The sequence below is a fragment of the Halocynthiibacter sp. C4 genome (assembly GCF_028823805.1).
Taxonomy (GTDB): domain Bacteria; phylum Pseudomonadota; class Alphaproteobacteria; order Rhodobacterales; family Rhodobacteraceae; genus Falsihalocynthiibacter; species Falsihalocynthiibacter halioticoli.
The window spans coordinates 693,804-713,076 of sequence record NZ_JAPEIE010000002.1; the positions used below are offsets into that span (position 1 = coordinate 693,804).

Sequence of the window (19,273 nt, forward strand, 5' to 3'; positions counted from 1 at the left end):
TATTCTACGCACGACACCTCTGCGACGGTTGACGCGCACCTGCGCCATGGGTAAGCGACATGAGCACATAAATCCAGACGGAGTATTCACCATGACCGAGGTGGTCCAAACACCCTCGCAGCCCGGCACTCAATTTGCGCCGCGCGTCTTTTCCGGAATCCAGCCAACAGGCGGCCTGACTCTTGGCAACTATCTCGGGGCGATGAAACGCTTTGTCGATATGCAAGACAGCGGCGTAGAAACGCTCTACTGCATGGTGGATATGCATGCGATCACCATGCCGCAAGACCCAGATAACCTACGCCGCGCCACACGCGAATTGGCGGCGGGCTATCTTGCATCCGGTCTTGATCCGAAAAAGTCGATCCTCTTCAACCAAAGTCAGGTTCCAGAGCACGCCCAACTTGGCTGGATCTTTAACTGCGTGGCGCGGATGGGCTGGCTCAACCGCATGACACAGTTCAAGGACAAAGCTGGCAAAAACCGCGAGAATGCTTCTGCTGGTCTGTTCACCTATCCGAGCCTGATGGCAGCGGATATTCTCGTTTACCACGCAACGCACGTTCCCGTGGGCGAGGACCAGAAACAGCATATCGAGCTCACGCGCGATATAGCGGCAAAGTTCAACCACGACTACGGGGTGGATTTCTTCCCCATCACCGAACCCGTGATTGAGGGCGCAGCCACCCGCGTTATGAGCCTGCGCGATGGCAGCAAAAAGATGTCAAAGTCTGATCCGTCTGATGCCAGCCGCATCAACCTGACAGACGATGCCGACACAATCGCGCTCAAAATCCGCAAAGCCAAAACCGACCCGGACGCGCTGCCAAGTGAGGTCGAGGGGCTAGAGGGTCGTTTAGAGGCGCGCAACCTTGTCAACATCTATGCGGCGCTAGACGACAGCACTCCAGAGGCCGTGTTGAAAGAGGTTGGCGGCAAGGTATTCTCGGAATTCAAACCGATGCTTTCAGAACTGGCCGTGGCCAAGCTCTCGCCGATTTCCGGCGAAATGGCACGCTTGATGGAAGACACAGCCGAGATTGACAAGATCCTTGGCGAAGGCGCTGCAAAGGCACGTAAGATTGCCTCGCCAATCCTTGACCAAGCGTATGACATTGTCGGTTTTGTCCGCAGCTAAATGCTTGTGAAAAAATGAACAGAACCTGCGCGTCGCCGTGGGTTTTGTTCGAATTTACTGTGAGTATAGTCTTTCCAAGCAAAAGGAAACGCTATGACAAAGTCCTCTCAAGAAGAGCCCACCTCCATCCATCCCCAAACGCGCATTGGTCACGTTCACCTGCGTGTCAGTGACCTTGAACGCGCGATCGGCTTTTACTCCGGCGTTCTCGGGTTCGAAGTAACTATGCGTTATGGATCTGGCGCGGCCTTTCTCGCGGCGGGCGGATATCACCATCACATCGGGCTGAACACGTGGGAAAGCCTTGGTTCAACGCCCCCTCCACCAGGCCACACCGGCCTCTATCACACAGCATTCCTCTATCCGACACGCGCAGACCTAGCCGATGCGCTGCGCCGCATTTATGCCGCCGGATATACCCTAACAGGTGCAGCTGATCACGGCGTGAGCGAAGCGCTTTATCTGGACGACCCAGACAAGAACGGTGTTGAGCTTTATTGGGACAAACCCGAAGCCGATTGGCCCCGCGACACTGACGGGAATATTGCCATGGTGAACACCCGCCTCGACCTTGAAGATCTGTTGAAGGAGTCTGCCCCGCAACCATGAATACCCATGTCATGAATCTGATTCAGAATCAGCGCATCCTAGGTCACGTAGGCGCGCTCCAATTCCTGCTGTCCCGCTAACCTCCGCGACCTACAAGCGCCTCTGGTTTCCCCACCAGAGGCGCTTCGCATTCTCACTCGACCTTTCTGGTGCGCTTATTTAGGCTCTGCATGTCAAAAGGAGAGTCGCATGGCTGTTGGGAAAAATATTCACACTTATCACAATGGTGCTTGGCACAAAGGCGACCTGCCGATCATGAACGCGGCCGACCACGGAAGCTGGCTCGGCACAACGGTTTTTGACGGTGCTCGGTTCTGGAAGGGTATGGCACCGGACCTTGATTTGCACTGTCAGCGCGTGAACGCTAGCGCCGAAGCGCTCATGATCACGCCAACTGTTTCTGCCGAAGAAATGGAAGAGCTGATCTGGGATGGGCTTGCAACTTACGACGACGAAGCTGCGGTCTATATCCGCCCGATGTATTGGGCAATCAACGGCGATCAATCTGCTATCGTTCCCGCGTCGGATTCAACCGGCTTTGCCATTTGCCTCGAAGAAATCCCGATGGCGCCTGACAATGCTGTCACAACCCTGACAACTACGCGGTTTCGCCGCCCTGTGCTTGATAGCTCGGTGGTGAATGCCAAGGCAGGATGCCTCTATCCAAACAACGCGCGGATGCTCGCCGAAGCCCGAGCCAAAGGGTTTGGCAATGCGCTCGTCTGTGATGCCCTCGGCAATGTCGCCGAAACAGCGTCGGCCAATGTGTTCATGGTCAAAGACGGGGTGCTTAAAACACCTATCGCGAACGGCACCTTCCTTTCTGGTATTACCCGCGCCCGCCACATCAAGAATGCCCAAGCCGAGGGTATAGAAGTCCAAGAAACTGTGCTGCAATTGGATGATTTCCACGAGGCTGACGAGGTCTTCCTCACGGGCAACATGAACAAGATCACCCCTGTCAGCGCATTTGACGATACCCAGTACCAGACCGGACCGATTACAAAACGGTTGAAGCAACTGTACTGGGACTGGGCACGCAGCCTGCCCAAGCGCGGATAACGCCAGAGAAGTCTTGCAAAAATAAAGGATTGCGTCGCAATCACCAAGCCGCCACTATCGCGGCACAAGGAGGATACCTATGCGCAAGTTTCTTGTCGTTCTGGACGACAGCCGAGAATGCCTGAACGCTATGCGGTTCGCGGCCATGCGAGCGGCGCACACGGGGGGCGGCGTTGAAATTCTGTCGATTATTCCGCCAGACGAGTTCAATCACTGGATTGGCGTTGCGGACATCATGCGTGCTGAAGCGCGTGAACGGATTGAGGTGCACTACGAAGTCTTCGCCAAGTGGATGCGCGACCGTCAAAATGTTGATCCGAGCCTTGTCATTCGCGAAGGTGAGGCTATTCAGGAAATCCTTGCGCACATCAAGGAGAACCCAGAAATTGGCGTGCTTGTCCTTGGTGCAGGAACCAGCAAACACGGCCCCGGCCCTCTTGTTTCTGCGCTTTCAAACACTTCGGGCTCTCTCCCGATCCCTGTCACCATTGTGCCCGGCGATCTGACCAAGGAGCAGCTAGAGGCGATCACTTGATTGCAGTTTAGAATGGTTCTAATCCTTGACACTTCCTCGCCCAAAGCGCATATCTAGCGCAAACGGAGGCGACCATGTTTATCCAAACCGAATCCACGCCAAACCCGGCGACCCTCAAATTCCTGCCTGGCCAGACTGTTCTCGAAGCGGGAACAGCAGACTTCCCTTCGGGCGAAGCTGCGGCCAAATCTCCGCTTGCGCAGCGTATCTTCGCTGTTGGCGGCGTAACTGGCGTGTTCCTCGGCACTGATTTTGTGACCGTAACCAAAGGTGATGCCACCGAATGGGACCATATCAAGCCTGCCATCCTTGGCGCGATTATGGAGCATTATCAGTCCGGTGCGCCGATCCTGAACGATGACGCCGCACCCGCAACCGGCCATGCCGAGCATACAGGCGAAGACGGCGAGATTGTTGACCAGATCAAAGAGCTTCTGGATACACGTGTGCGCCCAGCTGTTGCGCAAGACGGTGGCGACATTACCTTCCACGGTTTTGATCGCGGCATCGTATATCTGCATATGCAAGGCGCATGCGCGGGTTGCCCATCTTCGACACTGACGTTGAAAATGGGCATCGAAAACCTGCTGCGTCACTATATTCCAGAAGTGCTGGAGGTGCGCCCCGTTGCCGCCTAAGCCGCTGGTACTGGGATTTGATACATCGGCCGCGCATTGCGCGGCCGCTTTGCTTGCGGGCAATGAGGTTTTGGGAGAAACGCTCGTTCCGATGAAGAAGGGACAAGCGGAATCACTGCTCCCCATCCTCGAAGACTTACTTGCCACCCACGACGTTAGCTGGGCCGATCTTGCAGCCATCGGCGTCGGCACCGGTCCGGGCAACTTTACCGGAATCCGCGTTTCTGTCTCTGCCGCGCGCGGGCTTGCGTTGGCGCTCGGCATTCCTGCGGTTGGCGTGACGACACTCGAGGCACAGACCGAAGGGTTTGAAAAACCCGTATTTTCGGCAATCGAAGCCCGACGCGACCATGTTTATCTACAGGAAATCGGCACCGCCTCCGATGTGCTGCAACCACTGGTCACCGATGTGAATGCCATTACCAGAGAACAAACCGTCATCGGTGCGGAGCATCTTAGCTTTACCGCGCCGAAACTCCAAATCGCCGAGGCGATCGCGCGCATTGCGGCACGCCGCTTTGAAAGCCAACCATCCGATATGCGCCCTGCCCCGTTTTATGTGCGCAAGGCGGATGCGGCTCCCGCAAAAGATGCGCCTCCGGTGCTTCTTGACTGATCCTTCAGCCATAGACTGGGATGCTGGCCGTCTTGCCGCTCTACATGCCCGTTGTTTTACCGTTCCGCGCCCGTGGCGAGCGGAAGAGTTCGACGAACTCCTTGCCACACGCGGCTGCTTCCTCGCCCCCCATGACCACGGTTTTGCGCTTGGCCGAGTGATCGCCGATGAAGCCGAATTGCTCACCCTCGCCGTTTCTCCTGATATGCGCCGGAGAGGATATGGCAACGACCTGCTACGCGCATATGAAAGCCGCGCAGCACAACTTGGCGCCGCAGAATCATTTCTTGAGGTCGCAGAAACTAACCTAGGGGCAATCGCGCTCTATCGCGCCAACGGCTATATCGAATCCGGCAGAAGGCGGCGCTACTACGCGGTTCAGGGCGGCAATTCCCTAGATGCCCTTATAATGCGCAAACAGATTGGCAACGGCTAAACACCTGAATTTCCCTTATTTTGCGGCATTCCGTCGAAAAATATGACCGGTTGGTAAAAATTCTATTGACCAAATCGCCGGACTCCCCCCTAAATTGCCGATGATCTTCTTGTGATCTGCTCAGAACAAAGGGTAACGTCGTTTATGGAATGACGCCCTATAACAACAACTGGGAGAGTATTATGACCCTCATGAAAACCATTCTCGGCGCGACAGCGACGCTTGCCCTTTCGGCTGGCGCTGTTTTGGCCGACCCTGCGATCGTTTTTGATCTCGGCGGTAAATTCGACAAATCCTTTAACGAAGCGGCCTATACTGGTGCCGAGCGTTGGGCCAGCGAGACAGGTGGCTCCTACGACGAATTCGAACTCTCCGCTGACGCTCAGCGCGAGCAGGTTCTTCGCCGTTTTGCCGAAGGCGGCAACAACCCTATCGTCATGGCAGGCTTCTCTTTTGCATCCGCACTTGAGACTGTTGCAGCCGATTTCCCTGACACAAAATTCGTGATTATTGATGCGCCAGTTGACGCACCAAACGTGCGATCCATCGTGTTTGACGAGCACACAGGCTCTTACCTAGCCGGAGTGATGGCCGCTATGGCCAGCGAAACCGGCACAGTTTCCTTTGTCGGTGGTATGGACATCCCGCTCATCTCGAAATTCGCTTGTGGTTATGCGCAAGGCGTTAAAGATACCAAACCTGATGCCAACGTCATCGTTAACATGACAGGTACAACACCATCAGCATGGAACGACCCAGTGAAGGGCAGCGAGCTGACACGCGGCCAGATCAGCCAAGGCTCTGACGTGGTATATCATGCGGCCGGCGGAACTGGTCTCGGCGTTCTACAGACCGCGGCTGACCAAGGCATCCTCGCCATCGGCGTCGATAAAAACCAAAACCACCTTCAGCCCGGTTCGGTTCTGACTTCCATGGTTAAGCGCGTAGACAACGCCGTATACGAGAGCTTCACAGCCGGAGAAAGCGTTGAGCCCGGGTTCGCGGCCATGGGACTTGCCAACGAAGGTGTGGCTCTAACGTTTGACGAACACAACGCATCGCTTGTCTCTGACGAGATGAAAGCGGCTGTTGAAGAAGCAAAAGCCAAAATCATCGCAGGTGACATCGTAGTCCACGACTACATGTCCGACGAATCCTGCCCGTCCCTGTAATTCAGGATGGCTACGGCAACAGAAACAGGGCGGCAGAAGACTGCCGCCCTCGCCTCCCCCGCTCCGGCAATCGAATTGCGTGGAATTTCCAAAGCGTTCGGACCGGTTCAAGCCAACAAGGATATCTCGATCCGCGTCGAAAAAGGCACGGTACACGGGATTATCGGTGAGAACGGAGCCGGTAAATCGACACTCATGTCGATCCTCTACGGCTTTTACAAAGCCGATGCGGGCGAGATTTTTATCGGGGGCAAGGAAACGCTTATTCCCGACAGCCAAGCCGCGATCAGCGCAGGCATTGGTATGGTGTTCCAGCACTTTAAACTGGTCGAAAATTTTACGGTCCTCGAAAATGTAGTCCTCGGCGCGGAAGAAGGCTTCCGTCTTACGCCAAGCCTGCGGAAGGCGCGCAAGCTGTTGACTGAACTTGCGGCAGAGTACGAGCTGAACGTTGATCCGGATGCCTTGATCGAAGACCTGTCTGTGGGTCATCGCCAGCGCGTCGAGATCCTGAAAGCGCTTTATCGCAAGGCCGATATCCTCATTCTGGACGAGCCCACCGGCGTTTTGACACCGGCAGAGGCAGATCACCTGTTCCGTATTCTTGAGGGACTTCGGGATGCCGGGAAAACCATCATCCTCATTACGCACAAGCTGCGCGAAATCATGGATATCACCGACACGGTGAGCGTGATGCGTCGCGGCGAGATGACCGCAACCGTCAAAACATCAGAGACAAGTCCCGAGCACCTCGCGGAGCTCATGGTCGGACGCAAAGTGCTACTGCGCGTTGATAAGAAACCTGCCCAGCTTGGCGAAGAAATCCTCAAGGTCGAAAACCTCAGAGTTGTCGATGAGCAAGGTGTCGAGCGCCTCAAAGGTATCGGCTTTAACATCCGCGCAGGTGAAATCCTTGGGATCGCTGGCGTGTCGGGCAACGGGCAATCCGAATTGCTTGAGGTACTGGGCGGTTACGCGGAAGCGACGGGGAAAGTCTCGCTCCACGGCGAGGAGCTTGACCTTTCAGGTGCGGAATCCGACGCACAATCGCGCCGCTTAAAAGGTATCGCGCATGTGCCGGAGGATCGCCACGAAGAGGGGCTTATCCTCAACTTCCATGCGTGGGAGAACATGGTTTTCGGCTACCAGAACGACCCGAAATATAACAAAAACAAGATTTTGATGGATAACAAAGCCATCTGGGACGAGACCCAAGCCAAAATGGACCGTTTCGACGTACGTCCGCCCAATCCTCGCCTCAACGCGGCGAATTTCTCTGGCGGGAACCAACAAAAGATCGTTCTGGCCCGTGAGATCGAACGGAATCCCGAGCTGCTCCTTATCGGACAGCCGACCCGCGGCGTGGATATCGGCGCCATCGAATTTATTCACCAACAAATCGTCGAACTCCGTGATCAGGGGAAAGCAATCCTCTTGGTGAGCGTGGAACTTGAAGAAGTGTTGTCTCTGGCGGATCGCATCGTGGTTATGTTTGACGGTCAGATCATGGGCGAGCGCCTGTCTTCTGAAACAGATGAACGTGAACTGGGCATGCTCATGGCCGGTATGAAACAGGGAGCAGACGCATGAAAAAGATGCCGCGTTGGGCAGATGTAGCCCTGATCCCGATCCTGAACCTGTTAATTGCGTTTATCATTTCCGGCCTCGTATTGCTGGCAATCGGTAAAGACCCGTGGGCCGCGCTTGGCACCATGATCGATGGATCTTTTGGAAGCAGCCGCGGCGTGGGCTACACGCTCTATTACACAACCAACTTCATCTTCACGGGCCTCGCCATGGGCATCGCCAGCCACGCGCGGATGTTCAACATCGGCGGAGAAGGACAAGCCGCGCTTGGCGGTCTTGGCGTTGCGCTCATCCTTCTAGCTGTGCCGTGGCCCCATTGGACGCTCGCACTTCCCGCAGCGATCCTGTTTGGCGGCTTGTTCGGCGCTGCTTGGGCCTTTATTCCAGCGTATCTCCAAGCCAAACGCGGCAGCCATATCGTGATTACCACGATCATGTTCAACTTCATTGCGGCTTCTTTGATGGGGTACCTGCTGACAGGCGTTCTCAAGGTGCCGGGCAAAATGGCTGCTGAGACGGCAAAGTTCCCAGAAGGCGCGCATCTGCCGACGTTCCATGAAATGCTGGCCCCCTTTGGAATTGAATTCTCCAAACACGCTCCAGCCAACCTCAGTTTCCTTGTGGCGCTTCTCTGCCTCTATGTGTTCTGGATTTTGGTCTGGCGTACGCGGCTTGGCTACAACATCCGCGCATTTGGCGAGTCTGAATCTGCGGCGGTTTATGCAGGTATCAATCCGGCAAAGATCATCATCATCACGATGCTGATTTCCGGTGCGTTTGCTGGCCTGATGGCGATCAACAATGTGATGGGTGAAGCCGAGCGCCTGATTCACAACGCCGTTGAAGGCGCGGGCTTTATCGGAATTGCGGTTGCGCTAATGGGGCGGAACCATCCGATAGGTATTTTCCTCGCCGCACTCCTCTTTGGGTTCCTGTGGCAGGGTGGTGCCGAGCTTCAGTTCGAGCACCAGATTCCGCGCGAGATGGTCACCGTAATTCAGGCTCTTGTGATCCTGCTTACTGGTGCGCTCGACAATATGGTGCGCCGTCCGGTCGAGAAGCTGTTCATTATGCGTTACAAAGCGAAGGGACTCTGAGCCATGGATTTCATGACGCTTATCGCCATTTTCGACAGTACCCTGCGCTACGCAACTCCGCTTCTGCTGGCTTGTCTTGCTGGTCTCTATTCTGAACGCGCTGGCGTTGTAGATATCGGCCTCGAAGGCAAAATGCTCGGTGCGGCTTTCGTAACCGGTGGCGTAGCCTATGTGACCGGATCGATCTGGCTCGGTCTGCTTGCAGGAACCGCTGCTTCAATCGCGCTATCGCTGATCCACGGGGTTGCCTCAATCACCTACCACGGGGATCAGTTGATCTCCGGCGTTGCGATTAACTTCCTCGCCGCGGGCCTTTCAATTGTGATCGCGTCGGCATGGTTCGGCCTTGGTGGACGTACACCAAGCCTACCACCCGAAGCGCGCTTTCAGAACATCAACCTGCCGTTGGCAGACACGCTTCAAAATGTGCCAATCTTAGGCCCGATCTACTCCGAACTCATCTCGGGTCATACGATCCTCGTTTACGTCGCGCTGCTTGCCGTTCCGGTCACGTGGGCCGTCTTGTTCCGCACACGCTTTGGTTTGCGCCTTCGGGCTGCGGGCGAAAATCCGGGAGCGGTTGATACAGCTGGGGTTTCCGTTGTTCGGTTGCGCTATTACGCGATTCTGATTGCGGGTCTGCTCTGCGGGCTTGCGGGGGCGTATCTTGCCGATTTTGCCGCGAACTTCGTAAAGGATATGACAGCGGGTCGAGGCTTTATCGCGCTTGCCGCGCTTATTTTTGCCAAGTGGCGTCCGTGGCAAGCAATGGGAACATGCCTCCTCTTTGGCTTCCTGTCTGCCGCTGCACCCTATCTTGAAAACAAGAGCTTCATGGGTATCGAAGTCGCGTCGCAATTCATTGATGCGCTGCCCTATATCCTGACGGTCATCATCCTCGCGGGGTTCGTTGGCAAGGCAATTCCGCCCCGCGCAGGTGGCCAGCCCTATGTGAAAGAACAATAATCGACTCTTTTCTCGATTGTGGGCTTCAAATTTCAGTCAATCACGGCTTATAAGGGCCGTGATTATCACAGGACTCGCCCATGCAGATATACCTTCCTATTGCCGAGGTATCGGTAAACGCTTTCCTCCTCTTAGGGCTTGGCGGATTGGTTGGTATATTATCGGGTATGTTTGGTGTTGGCGGCGGCTTCTTGATGACGCCGCTTTTGTTTTTCATCGGCATCCCGCCAGCAGTGGCCGTGGCAACCGAGGCAAACCAGATTGTCGCCTCCTCTTTCTCTGGTGTTCTCGCACATTTTAAAAGGCGAACGGTCGATTTCAGGATGGGCGGCGTCTTACTTGTCGGCGGCCTGATTGGCGCTGCGCTCGGCGTCCAGCTCTTTAATGCGCTCAAAGAAATCGGGCAGGTCGATCTGCTTGTTACGCTTTCTTATGTCGTCTTCCTCGGGATAATCGGCGGGCTGATGTTTATCGAAAGCCTGCGCGCGCTGATGCGCTCAAAGAAGCCTGGTGCAGTACCGAAGCGGCGCAAACACAACTGGGTTCACAACCTGCCGTTCAAGATGAAGTTCCGCACTTCGGGCCTTTATATCAGTGTCATCCCCCCAATTATGGTTGGTGTACTGGTTGGTATTCTTGCGGCGATCATGGGCGTTGGCGGCGGGTTCATCATGGTTCCGGCGATGATCTATATTCTCGGTATGCCGACTAAGGTTGTTGTGGGCACATCGCTTTTCCAGATCATTTTCGTTACCGCATTCACAACACTGCTTCACGCGACAACCAACCAAACAGTTGATATGGCGCTGGCGGTTCTACTGCTTATCGGTGGTGTAATTGGTGCGCAGATCGGAACGCGCATCGGCCTGAAACTCAAGGCCGAGCAACTGCGCATTCTTCTCGCGGTTCTTGTGCTCGCGGTCTGTGGCAAGCTGGCGCTTGATCTTCTGTTGCAACCCAGCGAGCTATATTCGCTTGGCACGGGTGGAGGTCACTGATGCGGTTTCTTCTGCTCCTCCCCCTCCTGCTGTTGTCTACGCTTGCCGCGAAGGGCGAAGAGGTTGTTGCCGGACTTTCGCAAAATCGTGTTGCGATCACTGCGAATTTCGACGGTTCCGAGATTCTGATTTTCGGCGCGGTCAAACGCGTTGCCCCTCCGCCTGAGGGTGATCCGCTTGACGTCATCATCACGGTTTCTGGTCCGATGTCGCCGGTTATGGTGCGCCGCAAGGACAAGCGTGTCGGCATTTGGGTCAACACTGACGCGGTCGAAGTTGACGCCGCTCCAAGTTTCTATGCCGTCGCTTCGACCCGCCCGTTAGACGACATTCTCACCAACACAGAAGACCTGCGCCACAAGGTGAGCATTGAGAATGTAATCCGCTCAGTCGGTGCACCCGCAACGATTACGGATTCCGAGAACTTCACCGCAGCACTCATCCGTATTCGCGAAGACAAGGGCCTCTACCAAACGCTCAAGAACGGTGTTGAGCTATCTGAGGACACGTTGTTTCGCACCTCAATCGCCCTCCCCGCCAACCTAACCGAGGGGGACTATAACGCCCGTTTTCTCTTGGTTCGTGGGGGCAGCGTTGTGGGTGAATATGTGACCGAATTAGATGTGAGCAAGGTCGGGCTTGAGCGCTGGCTCTTTAATCTCGCCCATGAAATGCCGCTGGTTTACGGCATCCTGTCGCTGTTTATCGCGATTGTTGCGGGCTGGGGCGCGAGCGCGTTCTTCCGCCGGTATCTCAACTCCTAAACCGCATTATCCCCGCCCGACAAACGGCATATTCGTGGCCATCACGGTCATGTTGAGTATGTTGGCCGACAACGGCAGCTCGGCCATATGCAATACAGCTTCGGCTACGTGATCCGAACTCATCACTGGCTCTGGCGCGATACTCCCATCAGCCTGCGGTACGCCTGCCGACATCGACTCGGTCATGGCGCTTGCTGCGTTACCGATGTCAATCTGCCCACAAGCGATCTGAAACGGACGCCCGTCAAGCGCCAGCGTTTTCGTCAGCCCCGTTACCGCGTGTTTCGTAGCTGTATAGCCAACGGTTTGTGGTCTGGGCGTATGAGCCGAAATTGAACCGTTGTTGATAATTCTTCCACCTGTCGGATCCTGCGTACGCATCCGCGTGAAAGCAGCGCGCGCAGCGAGGAACATCCCCGTCAAATTCACATCTACGGTATGGCGCCACTCGGCCACTGTGATCTCGTCAATCAAAGCCTGCTTTCCAAACGTCCCCGCGTTGTTGAAAAGCACATCAAGTGGCCCGTCAAACGCCTCAAAAGCCCGCTCGATAGAGCCCTCATCGGTAACATCACATGGCAATACAACGGCCCGTTCATGCCCGTCCGCGAGTGCTTCTAGCTTGTCTTTGTTGCGCGCCAAAAGGCCAACGCGCCAGCCCTTTTCAAGGAACAGCCGTGCCGTTGCCGCGCCCAAGCCACCACTCGCACCGGTTATGATAATCGACTTCATGCTTGGTTCTCCTCATTCTCTAGCGTAAGCGAAAGCGGCGCTGGCGCCGCCCGCAAATCATCCGTCACCAGCGGACCAGATGGCCGCGCAAGACGGTTGCGCACAACCCAATGCAGCCGCCTCTCAGCCCGCGTAATCGCCACATAGGCAAGCCGTTTCCACAGGGGATGCCCTGCCTCGATCCGCCCCATTCGCGCTGCTGCATACAAATCCGGCGCAAAGACCTGCACCTGCTCCCACTGCGATCCCTGCGCCTTGTGAATCGTAACCGCCGCGCCGTGCAAAAACGCCGCCCCCATACGCGCCGCATAGGGGATAAACGGCTCTTCCTCGTCTGGGAATTCGATCTTCACAATCGAAGCCGCACTCACTTGCGGGTCTTCCGCGCCAATCACATGCAGTCGCGAAAACCCCGGCTTCTTTCCCGGCCCAAGATAAACAACCTGAGCACCCTTGATCAGCCCGCGCGCCTCGAGATCGATCCGTTTCTTACGGTGTTTTACCGGCAACTCAATCCCGTCGCAAATCAGCGGCTCACCTGGCAATAACGCATCCGCTGGCGCACCAAAGGCCCCTCTAAATGCCTGAATAAGCCGTACACGCGTTGCGTTCCGCCAAACCAAAACCGGCGAACGCGCCATCAAATCGCTTTCGACCCTTTGAGCCATAACAACGCGATCATCCTTTCGCGCGGCCTCCTCGACCATGCGCTCGAACCCCTCGAACGTTAGGTCCGGATCACCCAACGCGTGCGCCAAATCGAGGATCGGATTATCCTGCGTTTGGCGATGTACACGCGAAAGCGTCTTGACCTGCGGCTCTTTCAGCTTGTCGAAAACCATCGTTCCAGATTGGCCCACAGGTGCCAACTGCGCAGGATCGCCAAACAAAACCAAAGTTGGGAAAATCTCTTTCAAATCTTCGAACTGCTTGTCATCAAGCATCGAAGACTCATCAATAAAACCGATATCCAGCTCATCATCCCGACGGCTCCAACCGGTAATGAAATCCGAGCCACGCAGCCCCGCAGCGGCAAGCGCACCTGGAATGGACTTGTGAATCTGGTAAAACGCATGAGCCCGATCAAGCGCCTCGTCGGTTAGCCCTTCGATTTCGGGCCTCTCTGAATCACCCGCCAACCATTGCGCAATCTTTTCGTATTCCGGATCGTAAACCGGCGTATACAGAATGCGGTGGATCGTGGTGGCCGGCACACCGCGGTTACGCAAAACACTCGCAGCTTTGTTGGTTGGCGCGAGAATTGCGAGGGTACGGCGGGTTTTGCGGCTCTTGCTTTCATAGTCGCCGGAAACGACCTCGACGCCCGCGTCCTCTAGCGCCTTATACAGCTGCGCCAGTAGCAGGGTTTTTCCTGAACCGGCCTTGCCGATTACCGCAAGAACCTTTTGCTTTCCGCCACTTAGCGGCGTGATCATTGCCTCATCAAGATCAACACCTGCCCCGCGCAATAGCTCGGTGACGGCATCGTAAGCTTCGGCCTGATCATCCGAAAAAGTAACTGCGGGTACGTTCATAACGCGACCATATAGCGGCCCTTTTGTAAGGACCAGCAACATTATCACAAGAGCGAAGCCGAAAGCGCGAGCAAGCGCCTAGTGGTCTCGCATTTCTTTTACCACCCGCTTACGCGCATCATAGCTGTCCTTGATCTCCGCCCCCACGGCAGAAATCTGCGACAGTTCCAACGCAGCATGTAATTTCGTTTCTTCCAAATTCTCCGCAAGAATAGGCAGCCTGTTGCGCTCGGCGAATGTCTTTAAGTCATTCAGCACGCACAAAACCCAGTCATGTGTCATTTCAGATCCCCCACGATCGACACGATTGCCCCACACAACCAGTGCGAGAATTTTAGTCTGGCAAATTTTAGCGCTATTCGTCTAGCTTTTTCGTGGTTTTACCTTGTTTTACACAAAAAAGGCCGCCATTTCTGGCGGCCTTTCATGGCTTCCCGTCACGGGCACGTTAGGAAAGCCGGGGATCGATGCCCTCCTCCAGCGCATCTTCGAATGTCCGCAAACCGGCTCGTGGTGACTGCACCAGAACCGCCATATTGCCGGGCTGGTGCTCGTTTTTACGCATTTTCACATGGGCCTGCGGAATATCGTCCCAACCGAAAACTTCGCTCATACACGGATCAAGACGGCGCTCGATCATCAAACGGTTCGCAGCCGACGCCTGTTGCAGATGCGCAAAGTGGCTTCCCTGAATGCGCTTCTGGTTCATCCAGACATAGCGCGCGTCCATGGTCAGGTTAAATCCGCTGGTACCGGCGCAAATCACAACCATACCGCCTTTTTTGCAAACGAATGTTGAAATTGGGAATGTCGCTTCGCCCGGATGCTCAAACACCATGTCAACATTCACGCCTTTACCCGTGATATCCCAGATCGCCTTGCCAAACTTCCGCGCTTCGGCGAACCACTCCTTATATTCAGGGCTGTTCACCGTAGGCAATTGCCCCCAACACTTGAAATCTTTGCGATTAATTACGCCCTTAGCGCCAAGGCCGAGTACAAAATCCCGCTTATCCTCATCGGAAATCACGCCGATTGCATTGGCCCCTGCGGTATTGATCAACTGGATCGCATAGCTGCCCAAGCCACCCGAAGCGCCCCAAACAAGCACGTTCTGGCCGGGCTTTAGCTCATGGGGATGGTGCCCAAACAACATTCGGTATGCGGTGGCCAAGGTCAGCGTATAACAAGCACTCTCCTCCCAAGTGAGATGCTTTGGCCGCGGCATAAGTTGCTGTGCTTGCACACCGGTAAACTGAGCAAAACTCCCGTCAGGCGTTTCATAGCCCCAGATACGCTGGCTTGGCGAAAACATCGGATCACCGCCATTGCACTCCTCATCATCGCCATCATCCTGATTGCAATGGATCACAACCTCATCGCCAACTTTCCAACGCGTAACTCTATCACCAACGGCCCAAACAATGCCCGAAGCATCGGACCCAGCAATATGATAGTCGGCTTTGTGAACATCAAACGGGCTGATCGGTATTCCTAGCCCCGCCCAGATACCGTTGTAGTTCACGCCCGCCGCCATCACGAGAACAAGAACGTCGTTACTCCCGATTTCAGGCGTATCCACAACTTCAAGCTGAAAGGATTGATCCGGCTCTCCGTGCCGCTCGCGACGAATGGCCCACGCGTACATCTGTTTTGGCACGTGGCCCAGCGGTGGCATTTCGCCGACCTCATAGAGATCTTTGACCGGCGCATCATAATTCGCGCGAATGTTGTCTTGATCCAGTGCCATGGGCTCCTCCTCGTTTTCTGCGCCGCAGAATCAGCGCTCCTACCTATGTGGTAAGATCGAGCTAGCAACAAAGCAACCCATTTTGATTAATTTTTGTAATTTAATAACCGAGCAACTGCAGAATAATCAGAGCGACACCTCCGACGGCTCAAAGAAATGCGCAATGGATTCAGCGTAATACGTAACGAATTCAGCTGATTTTGGGCTTATTACAAAACCATCTTCCTGTTCCAACACGAAGCGGCGCAGCTTTAACATCCGCAACCCAACTTCCGCGCCATAAGCAGGGTTATCGCGCGGCACATGCACATGAACACCGTTTGAGCGCAGCAGATCGAGCATTTTCACATATCGCTCGACAACATCATCGTGCGTAAGCGGGCGCTCTGCTTGTTCAAAGATCGTTGCAACCATCGGAACGGGAACCGCCGGAACAACAGCCCGCACGCGCGTCATCAACTCTTCGGCGACAAGCGGTGGGAGGTTCCCAGTCTGGCTTTGCGAAAACGCCCGCAGGGACAGTGGCTCGCCAAAACTCACAGCTGCATATCCAAATCTGTGGAAACGTCCGGTGAGCATGAAACGAAGCTGTCGGAACATGAACCCAAAGCTTCGCCAGACAGAGAATTTGAATTTACTGCGCCCGCCATGCGCCGCCTCGCGGAGTACCCGATCTTCAAGCACGCGGTCATAGTTAAGCGCCACAGGAACGAAAACCACATCCCGATCGCGCAGCGGGTGGTAGCCGGAAATCACATAGCTTAGAATGCCAAGCTTCGCGTCGCCGACGCCGCCCGTTAACGAAAGCCGCCCTTCTGGGAATACTGCTTGCGCTACGCCCGCCTCGGTGGCCATTTGAACATAACGCGCCAACACCCCGCGATAGAGCGCGTTGTAAGACTTTCGTCTAATAAAATAAGCCCCCATAGAGCGGATCAGCCCTTGTAGCGGCCAGACTCTTGCCCATTCGCCGACGGCATATGAGAGAGCCGCACGCTTTGCCGCGAGATAGGTGACAAGCACATAATCCATGTTGGAACGGTGGTTCATCACGAACACAACCGTTGCTTCAGGGGAAATTTTCGAGAGCGCCTCTTCGTCGAAATAGCCGATCCTGATCCGGTAGATCGAACGCGAGATCACTCGTGCCAATCGGATCGCAAACCCGAAATAGGCTGTTGCCGAAAATGAGGGCACAATCTCTTTGGCGTAACGCTGCGCATTCTCAAACGCGACGTTTTCCGGGACCCCTTCGCTTGCGGCATATTCGTTAATCGCTTCGGAGACCTGCGGGGAGTAAATCAACCGCTGAATTGTGTCATGCCGCCGCGCGAGCTTGAAGGGCTCGATCGGCCGCTCCAGCCGTGTGTTGAGCCGCGCCACAACGCGCTCCATCCGGCGGCGAAAAAACCATCGTACAGACGGTACAAGGATCCGTTCCAACGCCGCAACCGCCGCCAATAGCGCGACAATAACGATTACCCAGACAGGAATTTCAACGGTTTGAAACATCAGCCCAAGGTTTCAGCCCCTTGCCTCGGAGTAAACCCGCTAATGCCGCAACGCAGCGATTGACAGAGATATTTTATTACGTAAATATGACTCATCTAGAAATTTAATTGCAAGGCGACTCCGAGATGTCAAATCCAGACCAGATCCGCCCATGGCTGTTTCGCACTTATGCAGGCCATTCCACGGCCAAAGCATCCAATGCGCTTTATCGTGAAAACCTCGCCAAAGGTCAGACCGGACTCTCGGTTGCGTTCGACCTGCCGACGCAGACAGGATATGACAGCGATCATGCGCTCGCGCGGGGTGAGGTTGGCAAAGTTGGCGTTCCGATCAACCACATCGGAGATATGCGCGCGCTGTTTCACGATATTCCGCTGGAGCAAATGAACACTTCGATGACCATCAACGCGACGGCCCCATGGTTACTGGCGTTATATATCGCGACCGCCGAAGAGCAAGGCGCGGATGTTTCCCAACTCAAAGGGACCGTGCAGAACGATATCATCAAGGAATATCTAAGCCGCGGCACCTATGTTTGCCCGCCGGAGCCGAGCCTGCGGATGCTCACAGATGTGGCCGCCTATACGCGCACGCATTTGCCGAAATGGAACCCCACGAATGTGTGCTCCTACCACCTTCAGGAAGCGGGCGCGACGCCGGAAGAGGAGCTTGCCTTTGCTCTCGCCACGGCGATTGCCGTGTTGGATGACTTACGCAAGAAAACACCACCAGAGCATTTCCCTCAGATGGTTGGACGCATCAGTTTCTTCGTGAACGCAGGCATTCGCTTCGTTACAGAGATGTGCAAAATGCGCGCTTTTGTTGAGCTTTGGGATGAGATTACCCGCGAGCGTTACGGCATCACGGAGGAGAAATACCGCCGCTTCCGTTATGGTGTTCAGGTCAACAGCCTTGGCCTGACTGAACAACAGCCAGAGAACAACGTATATCGCATCCTTCTTGAGATGCTGGCCGTAACCCTAAGTAAAAATGCGCGCGCCCGTGCGGTACAACTTCCGGCGTGGAACGAAGCGCTTGGCTTGCCCCGCCCCTTTGATCAGCAGTGGTCGCTTAGGATGCAGCAAATTCTGGCCTATGAAACCGACCTGCTGGAATTCGATGACCTATTTGACGAGAACCCTGCCGTAACCCGCAAAGTTGAAGCGCTCAAAGACGGCGCGCGCGCAGAACTTGCCCAGATCGAAGACATGGGCGGCGCGATTGCGGCGATTGAATATATGAAAGCGCGACTCGTCGAAAGCAACGCAAGACGCTTGGCCAAGATCGAGACAGGCCAAACAACCGTTGTTGGCGTGAACCGCTGGACAGAAACTGCCGACAGCCCACTCACAACCGGCGACCGTGCGATCATGGAAGCTGACGCAGGCGCCGAAGAAGACCAGATCGCGCGGCTCAATGCCTTCCGTGAAAGCCGCGATGCCAATGCGGTTTCCAATGCGCTCGCCGCTCTGCGCGCCGCTGCGCAAAGTGGAGAAAACATCATGCCTGCCTCGATTGCCTGTGCCAAAGCGGGGGTAACCACGGGAGAATGGGGCGATGTTGTGCGCGCTGTATTCGGCCAGTATCGCGCGCCAACCGGTGTGCGCAAAACACCGTCAAACCAGACGGAGGGGCTGGAGGACATTCGCCTTGCCGTTGATGTGGCGAGCCAGAATCTTGGCCGCCGGATGAAGCTGCTTGTCGGCAAACCCGGCCTTGATGGCCACTCAAACGGGGCTGAGCAAATTGCCACACGCGCGCGCGATTGCGGCATGGAAATTAGCTACGAAGGCATTCGCCTCACGCCAGAAGAGATCGTTGCCGCGGCAAAACGTGAAAACCCGCATGTTGTTGGGCTTTCGATTCTGTCGGGAAGCCACGTGCCGCTGATTGAGGAATTGCTTGAGCGGATGCATGTCGCGGGGCTTGGGCATATCCCGATCATCGCAGGAGGCATTATCCCCGCCGAGGATGCAACTCGTCTTATCAACAAGGGGGTCGCTCGGATTTACACGCCCAAGGATTTCGAGCTCAATCGCATCATGCATGACATCGTGACCCTCGTTGATCCGGCCCGCGCCGCCGCGGAGTAACGCTTGCAACTCGGCCTCGGTTTGTGCAGTGAT

The 19,273-nt window shown here is 55.4% G+C and carries 19 protein-coding genes; 14 read left to right on the plus strand and 5 right to left on the minus strand.

Annotated features, from left to right (window positions below; translation table 11 throughout):
- Positions 1–91 precede the first annotated feature (91 nt).
- The 13 genes from trpS to OU789_RS10560 all read left to right on the plus strand — a co-directional run bounded on the left by trpS (position 92) and on the right by OU789_RS10560 (position 11,618).
- Positions 92–1,138: a tryptophan--tRNA ligase gene (gene trpS / locus OU789_RS10500; protein WP_274655548.1), complete on the plus strand. Its 1,047-nt coding sequence runs from the start codon at positions 92–94 to the stop codon at positions 1,136–1,138.
- 93 nt (positions 1,139–1,231) lie between these two features.
- Positions 1,232–1,747: a VOC family protein gene (locus OU789_RS10505; protein WP_274655549.1), complete on the plus strand. Its 516-nt coding sequence runs from the start codon at positions 1,232–1,234 to the stop codon at positions 1,745–1,747.
- Positions 1,748–1,936: 189 nt separating this feature from the next.
- On the plus strand, positions 1,937–2,809 hold the full coding sequence (locus OU789_RS10510; RefSeq protein WP_274655550.1) for a branched-chain amino acid aminotransferase: 873 nt from the start codon (positions 1,937–1,939) through the stop codon (positions 2,807–2,809).
- Between the two features lie 79 nt (positions 2,810–2,888).
- Positions 2,889–3,344: a universal stress protein gene (locus tag OU789_RS10515; protein WP_263952464.1), complete on the plus strand. Its 456-nt coding sequence runs from the start codon at positions 2,889–2,891 to the stop codon at positions 3,342–3,344.
- Positions 3,345–3,418: 74 nt separating this feature from the next.
- Positions 3,419–3,982, plus strand: coding sequence for a NifU family protein (locus tag OU789_RS10520; RefSeq protein WP_263952463.1), 564 nt, complete (start codon positions 3,419–3,421; stop codon positions 3,980–3,982).
- Positions 3,972–4,598, plus strand: a complete 627-nt coding sequence (gene tsaB / locus OU789_RS10525) for a tRNA (adenosine(37)-N6)-threonylcarbamoyltransferase complex dimerization subunit type 1 TsaB (protein WP_274655551.1) — start codon at positions 3,972–3,974, stop codon at positions 4,596–4,598. The genes OU789_RS10520 and tsaB overlap by 11 nt, the downstream gene beginning before the upstream one ends.
- A complete protein-coding gene (locus OU789_RS10530) occupies positions 4,591–5,034 on the plus strand; it encodes a GNAT family N-acetyltransferase (RefSeq protein ID WP_274655552.1) in 444 nt (147 codons plus the stop codon). The genes tsaB and OU789_RS10530 overlap by 8 nt, the downstream gene beginning before the upstream one ends.
- Positions 5,035–5,216: 182 nt before the next feature.
- Positions 5,217–6,206 carry a BMP family lipoprotein gene (locus tag OU789_RS10535; RefSeq protein WP_274655553.1) on the plus strand — a complete coding sequence of 330 codons (990 nt, stop codon included), beginning with the start codon at positions 5,217–5,219 and terminating at the stop codon, positions 6,204–6,206.
- 6 nt (positions 6,207–6,212) lie between these two features.
- The gene (locus OU789_RS10540) at positions 6,213–7,796 is read left to right on the plus strand and encodes an ABC transporter ATP-binding protein (protein ID WP_274655554.1); all 1,584 of its coding nucleotides are present in this window, start codon (positions 6,213–6,215) and stop codon (positions 7,794–7,796) included.
- Positions 7,793–8,890 (plus strand): ABC transporter permease, encoded by a 1,098-nt coding sequence (locus tag OU789_RS10545; protein WP_263952458.1) that lies wholly within the window; start codon positions 7,793–7,795, stop codon positions 8,888–8,890. The genes OU789_RS10540 and OU789_RS10545 overlap by 4 nt, the downstream gene beginning before the upstream one ends.
- Positions 8,891–8,893: 3 nt before the next feature.
- Positions 8,894–9,856 carry an ABC transporter permease gene (locus tag OU789_RS10550; protein WP_263952457.1) on the plus strand — a complete coding sequence of 321 codons (963 nt, stop codon included), beginning with the start codon at positions 8,894–8,896 and terminating at the stop codon, positions 9,854–9,856.
- Positions 9,857–9,936: 80 nt separating this feature from the next.
- Positions 9,937–10,854 carry a sulfite exporter TauE/SafE family protein gene (locus OU789_RS10555; protein WP_263952456.1) on the plus strand — a complete coding sequence of 306 codons (918 nt, stop codon included), beginning with the start codon at positions 9,937–9,939 and terminating at the stop codon, positions 10,852–10,854.
- Complete coding sequence (locus OU789_RS10560; protein ID WP_274655555.1) at positions 10,854–11,618, plus strand: TIGR02186 family protein; 765 nt, start codon at positions 10,854–10,856, stop codon at positions 11,616–11,618. Before OU789_RS10555 ends, OU789_RS10560 begins: the two co-directional genes overlap by 1 nt.
- Before the next feature lie 6 nt (positions 11,619–11,624).
- Here OU789_RS10560 and OU789_RS10565 read toward each other — a convergent pair whose 3' ends face one another.
- The 5 genes from OU789_RS10565 to OU789_RS10585 all read right to left on the minus strand — a co-directional run bounded on the left by OU789_RS10565 (position 11,625) and on the right by OU789_RS10585 (position 17,147).
- Entirely contained in the window at positions 11,625–12,350 is a 726-nt protein-coding gene (locus OU789_RS10565; RefSeq protein WP_274655556.1) for an SDR family oxidoreductase, read from the minus strand.
- Positions 12,347–13,885 (minus strand): ATP-dependent DNA helicase, encoded by a 1,539-nt coding sequence (locus OU789_RS10570; protein ID WP_274655557.1) that lies wholly within the window; start codon positions 13,883–13,885, stop codon positions 12,347–12,349. The genes OU789_RS10565 and OU789_RS10570 overlap by 4 nt, the downstream gene beginning before the upstream one ends.
- 78 nt (positions 13,886–13,963) lie before the next feature.
- Entirely contained in the window at positions 13,964–14,167 is a 204-nt protein-coding gene (locus tag OU789_RS10575; RefSeq protein ID WP_263952452.1) for a hypothetical protein, read from the minus strand.
- A gap of 166 nt (positions 14,168–14,333) precedes the next feature.
- A complete protein-coding gene (gene ccrA, locus OU789_RS10580; RefSeq protein WP_274655558.1) occupies positions 14,334–15,635 on the minus strand; it encodes a crotonyl-CoA carboxylase/reductase in 1,302 nt (433 codons plus the stop codon).
- A gap of 126 nt (positions 15,636–15,761) precedes the next feature.
- Complete coding sequence (locus OU789_RS10585; protein WP_274655559.1) at positions 15,762–17,147, minus strand: 1-acyl-sn-glycerol-3-phosphate acyltransferase; 1,386 nt, start codon at positions 17,145–17,147, stop codon at positions 15,762–15,764.
- Between the two features lie 125 nt (positions 17,148–17,272).
- Between OU789_RS10585 and OU789_RS10590 the strand changes: the two genes are divergently transcribed.
- Positions 17,273–19,240 (plus strand): methylmalonyl-CoA mutase family protein, encoded by a 1,968-nt coding sequence (locus OU789_RS10590; RefSeq protein WP_274655560.1) that lies wholly within the window; start codon positions 17,273–17,275, stop codon positions 19,238–19,240.
- Positions 19,241–19,273: the final 33 nt, after the last annotated feature.

Excerpts from the sequence above, each read along its gene's own strand:
- trpS (WP_274655548.1), top strand. The coding sequence starts at position 92 with ATGACCGAGGTGGTCCAAACACCCTCGCAGCCCGGCACTCAATTTGCG.
- OU789_RS10505 (WP_274655549.1), top strand. The coding sequence starts at position 1,232 with ATGACAAAGTCCTCTCAAGAAGAGCCCACCTCCATCCATCCCCAAACG.
- OU789_RS10510 (WP_274655550.1), top strand. The coding sequence starts at position 1,937 with ATGGCTGTTGGGAAAAATATTCACACTTATCACAATGGTGCTTGGCAC.
- OU789_RS10515 (WP_263952464.1), top strand. The coding sequence starts at position 2,889 with ATGCGCAAGTTTCTTGTCGTTCTGGACGACAGCCGAGAATGCCTGAAC.
- OU789_RS10520 (WP_263952463.1), top strand. The coding sequence starts at position 3,419 with ATGTTTATCCAAACCGAATCCACGCCAAACCCGGCGACCCTCAAATTC.
- OU789_RS10535 (WP_274655553.1), top strand. The coding sequence starts at position 5,217 with ATGACCCTCATGAAAACCATTCTCGGCGCGACAGCGACGCTTGCCCTT.
- OU789_RS10540 (WP_274655554.1), top strand. The coding sequence starts at position 6,213 with ATGGCTACGGCAACAGAAACAGGGCGGCAGAAGACTGCCGCCCTCGCC.
- OU789_RS10545 (WP_263952458.1), top strand. The coding sequence starts at position 7,793 with ATGAAAAAGATGCCGCGTTGGGCAGATGTAGCCCTGATCCCGATCCTG.
- OU789_RS10550 (WP_263952457.1), top strand. The coding sequence starts at position 8,894 with ATGGATTTCATGACGCTTATCGCCATTTTCGACAGTACCCTGCGCTAC.
- OU789_RS10555 (WP_263952456.1), top strand. The coding sequence starts at position 9,937 with ATGCAGATATACCTTCCTATTGCCGAGGTATCGGTAAACGCTTTCCTC.
- OU789_RS10560 (WP_274655555.1), top strand. The coding sequence starts at position 10,854 with ATGCGGTTTCTTCTGCTCCTCCCCCTCCTGCTGTTGTCTACGCTTGCC.
- OU789_RS10565 (WP_274655556.1), bottom strand. The coding sequence starts at position 12,350 with ATGAAGTCGATTATCATAACCGGTGCGAGTGGTGGCTTGGGCGCGGCA.
- OU789_RS10570 (WP_274655557.1), bottom strand. The coding sequence starts at position 13,885 with ATGAACGTACCCGCAGTTACTTTTTCGGATGATCAGGCCGAAGCTTAC.
- OU789_RS10575 (WP_263952452.1), bottom strand. The coding sequence starts at position 14,167 with ATGACACATGACTGGGTTTTGTGCGTGCTGAATGACTTAAAGACATTC.
- ccrA (WP_274655558.1), bottom strand. The coding sequence starts at position 15,635 with ATGGCACTGGATCAAGACAACATTCGCGCGAATTATGATGCGCCGGTC.
- OU789_RS10585 (WP_274655559.1), bottom strand. The coding sequence starts at position 17,147 with ATGTTTCAAACCGTTGAAATTCCTGTCTGGGTAATCGTTATTGTCGCG.
- OU789_RS10590 (WP_274655560.1), top strand. The coding sequence starts at position 17,273 with ATGTCAAATCCAGACCAGATCCGCCCATGGCTGTTTCGCACTTATGCA.